The following is a 4,484-nucleotide window of genomic DNA, read 5'->3' as shown; positions in this document are numbered from 1 at the left end:
ATTATTTAAATCAATGTATCGCCACAACCGATCCTTATGGACAAGAAACTACCTTTGAATTTGACGATCTTGGTCGCCAAATTGCCATACATTTACCCGAGATAGAAAATGAAGCTGGAGAAATTGTTTCTCCCGTTATTCATAGAGAATATAATCTTATCGGTCTTCCAACTTGTGTAACAGATGCTAAAGGGTTGCAAACCAAAATTCAATATAACATTCGCGGTCAGCCTATTCTTGCCCACTATCCCGATGGATCATCCGAACAATATCTTTATTTACTAGATGGAACTCTCATTCAAAAAACTGAACGCTCTGGCATACGCACGCACTATGAAAAAGATTATCAAGGAAGAATTCTAACCGAATCCACTTATGCTGCAGAAGGAAACCTTCTTTGTGCACAGCATTGGTCGTATAATGCTTTCCACCCCTTGACCTATATAGATAAAGAAGGAATCGTCACCCATTATCATTATGATTTTGCGGGTCGCCTAGTCTCTCAAATTAAAGAAGAGCAAATGACAGAGTATTTTTACGATAGTTTGGGACGAGAAATTGAAACTAAAGAATGGATTGATGAATCAAATTATCGACGTACCATTAAAGTCTATGATTGGCTCAATCGTATTATTGAAGATAGGCTAGAAGATGCTCAAAATCAACTCTATCAATGCAACCAATATACTTACAATGCGAAAGGAAATAAAATTGTTGTTAAGGCGGGTGAACAAGTCACAAAAACAACTTATGATGCCCATCAAAATGTGATAAAAATTACCAATGCACTTGGTCAGACGACGCACACAGCTTATAATCCTTACTACTTAAACCATTATAATCAACGCGTCTTGCAAGCTACCACAACAGATGCCCGAGGTTATCAGACAATTCTTACCTATGACAACGCGAATCGATTAGTTAGCGAAAAGCGAAAAACTCCTTTTGGAATAGAAATTTCTCACCAACAATTTTATTACGATTTGAATGGCAATCAAGCAAAACGCATTGACCATGTGATGGTGGATGGAAAAACAACGCATTCCATCGAAACCCTTTTCAGCTATAACGAAAATAATCAATTAATCATGCTTGCAGAAGCAGCTTATACACCCGAACAAAAAATCACTCATTACCTCTATAATCAACGAGGTCAAAAAATTTCTACCACAAAACCTGATGGAGCCATTTTATCTCACACCTACGATTCATTTGGCTATTTAAAAACATTAAAATCTTCTGATGGATCTATTGATTACGATTATGAATATACATTAAATGGACTGGTAAAAAAAGTCGTCGACCATGTTACAGAAAGCTCTACTGAGCGTTTGTATGATCAAATGGGACGCATGATTCAAGAAAAACTCGGAAATGGATTAATTCTTGCTTATCAATACGATCGCCTTGGCAGAGCTATTCTTATCACCCTACCTGATCAAACAGCGATTGAATATCAGTTCAGCGCAGTCGATTTAAAAGCTGTTCATCGTTTAGTGAACGAAAAGTACTCTTATACGCATAAAGATTTAGAACACAATCTACAAGGTGCACCAATTAAATCCCAACCCCCAGGAGAAAATGGTCTTGTTCATTATCAATATGATTCTTTAGATCGATGTATCGGTGTCGCCTCCCCTTTTTTTAAACAAACAATTTCAAGTGAAGGGTATGATGAAGTCGGCAATCTGCTCAGCTATGAAACCGATGGCAAAATTTCTTCTTATACTTATGATGATTTCTATCAATTACAAAGTGAAAAAGGACATGCTAATCATAAATACCAATGTGATTCCCTCTCGAATCGCTTACTTAAAGATGATCAAGAACACACATACAATTCCCTCAATCAACTTTTAAAAAGAGGAGAGGAAACCTATCTCTATGATCCCAATGGAAATTTAATTGAGAAACAAACGGGCTCAGAAAAAACCATTTACACCTACGATGCCCTTGACCGTCTCCGATCAGTGACATCCAAACAAAAAACAATTTCTTACTCTTACGATCCTTTTAATCGACGCTTGAGTAAAAAAGGTGTCAAAGAAGAGATGTACTTTCATCAAGGACAGGAAGAAATTGGGGCTATCGTTAAAGGAAAAATCACTGAATTAAAAATTCTTGGGAAAGGTGAAAAGTATCCCCCTGTTGCCATTGAACTAAATGATCAAGTCTATGTCCCCATTCGCGATCTGTTCGGTCAAATTAGCGGGTTACAGTCTTTACAAGGGCAACTGATTGAAACTTATCGCTATTCTGCTTTTGGAGAAATTCAAATCCTTAATGCGAAAGGAAAAGAGATTAAAGAATCTCAGGTTAGAAATCCTTGGCGTTATGCTAACAAACGATTTGATCCCGAGACAGGATTTGTCGCATTTGGTCTTCGATATTATGATCCCAACCTCGGTCGCTGGGTCACAGCTGATCCTTCCGGCTTTGAAGACGGTCCTAACCTCTACGCCTATGTGCATCATAGCCCTCTGATCTACTTTGATCAATTTGGGCTATTCTCCTTTTCAGGTTTATTAGATACCACGTTTGATTATACAATGGCTTTGTGCGACTATGGTGCATTTGGAATTCCTGGCTTTGTTGCAAGTAATGTGTATCAGTACCTAAATAACGACCCACTAAACAGTGTTGTGAATCATAAATTTTGTGAATCTGAAGGAGATTATGAATTTTTCCATTCAGATTCTGAAATTCCTGATGCTATTTATTATAATCGATCTGCAGTATATAATTTAAATGACTTTAAAAATCCTTTAACCAATATGCCCTATAACTTAAAGATGACTCAAGGGAAACTCTTAATGTTTATGAATGGTGTGAATAATAGCCGTCAAGATCATCTTAGTAGCCTTGGCCATCTTGGTTTACTTGCTAACCATAATGTACTTGGGGTATACTCTGCTTCCCAAGGGATGTTTAGTGATTTTTACCACTATAAACAAGCTTTAATAAACAACGTTGCTTATGAATCTGTGCGAATACTACATAGATCTTGGAATGAATTTTTCAAAGATACTCCTGAAGGAAAAATTTTAATGGTTTGCCATAGCCGAGCTGCTGTTTATGTTCGAAATGCTTTAATGGACTATCCGCCAGAATTAAGACAAAAAATTCATGTCCTGGCCGTTGCTCCAGGAGGATACATAGCGGATGGCTTATGTGGCAAAGTAAAGCATTTAACGAGTGATAAAGATCTTATTCCTTGGTTAGATTATCATAAAATTTCGAGATGTGGAGACACAGTAGTGAATTTGAAAGCCCATCCAGAATATTTCATTATGGATCATTCATTCCAAAGCCCAACTTATGCTCGTGAAATAGCAACAATTACAAATAATTTTTTAAATGAATAAACTACCTTTTCCCCTATTGCTAATTTGTTTAATTATCTTCAAAGTGATTGCTATGCCATCATATCACTCTAAAATGTCCCAAGAAGGTAATTTGATGTATGCAGTTATCAAAGATTTTGCAAAACGCATGAAATATGAGAAACATTTGCAACTAGAAACTATTGGAGGAGGCGTTGAGAACGGCATATATAATTTTAGCTTAGGATTCAGAAGAGAGGGATCTCTAAATAAAAAAGAATCAGAAGCGTTGATCATTTTGATTACAGAAGAATTTATCTCAGAAGTAAATAGTAATGAAATGATTCGTCCCTATCTCAGAGATTATCCTATATCTAATACGAACGTAGAGCTAAGTATAGGTAATTACGATTTTGAAGGTAACGTGATTGAAACGCCAAATGTAGCGACCGTTTGTACTCACAAAGATAAAATTGTTTATTTCTATAAAGGACCTAAAGACATCTATGATTATAAAGATGAGCGCGAAAGTTACGAAGAAGCATTAAAAAAAATTAAACAGTGAAATCATAGAAGAATTTCTCTGTGAATTGAATAGAAATAAAATACTTTATCGTCTCTGAAAAATTAATTTATTCCCAATGCTGTGACGTTGAATATGAGCATATTTAATTATGATTTAGATGTTAATTTTATTCATAATGGTTTTAAAAATAATGTGATAGCTAATATAGAAGGCTACTTTTTTTCATAATTAAGTTTTCAGAATAAAGAACTTGCCCCTATTTGACCTCCACTTTGTCCTCTATGAATAACAATAACTTCTCTTCTTTAAGGATCAAATCTATTTTTTCAATTCTTTGTAAAATTTTTTTCTTACGAAAAATGTGAGGGAAATGCTATGTCATCCATTGGTTTATCAGTCTTCAAAAATCAATATTCTCAAAACATATTTTAAAGATTTGAAAATGAAAGATTGGTAAGAAAAGTAAAAAATCAATCTCTATATTTTCTAATAACCCTATTTCATCTTATGTGTCCTTAAATGTTTTCAAGCAATCTTGAAAATAGGACGAGCTAGATAGTGTAGTCACGAGAAATGAAATAAATGCTTAAATGTGCTACTCTTCTACGCTCATCAATGGAGCATCTTATGGAAGC

At 35.2% G+C, this 4,484-nt stretch carries 2 protein-coding genes; both read left to right on the top strand.

Annotated elements, in window-relative coordinates; genetic code table 11:
• On the top strand, positions 1 to 3,365 hold a 3,365-nt coding region (locus tag TY19_RS06635), incomplete at its 5' end, for an RHS repeat-associated core domain-containing protein (RefSeq protein WP_042281179.1).
• A gap of 52 nt (positions 3,366 to 3,417) precedes the next feature.
• The gene (locus tag TY19_RS06630) at positions 3,418 to 3,888 is read left to right on the top strand and encodes a hypothetical protein (protein WP_148300647.1); all 471 of its coding nucleotides are present in this window, start codon (positions 3,418 to 3,420) and stop codon (positions 3,886 to 3,888) included.
• Positions 3,889 to 4,484: the final 596 nt, after the last annotated feature.

It is taken from the genome of Candidatus Protochlamydia sp. R18, from assembly GCF_000648255.1.
In the GTDB taxonomy this organism is placed as follows: Bacteria; Chlamydiota; Chlamydiia; order Chlamydiales; family Parachlamydiaceae; genus Protochlamydia; species Protochlamydia amoebophila.
Note: the sequence above shows the minus strand (reverse complement) of the source record. Positions and strands in the feature narration are given on the sequence as shown.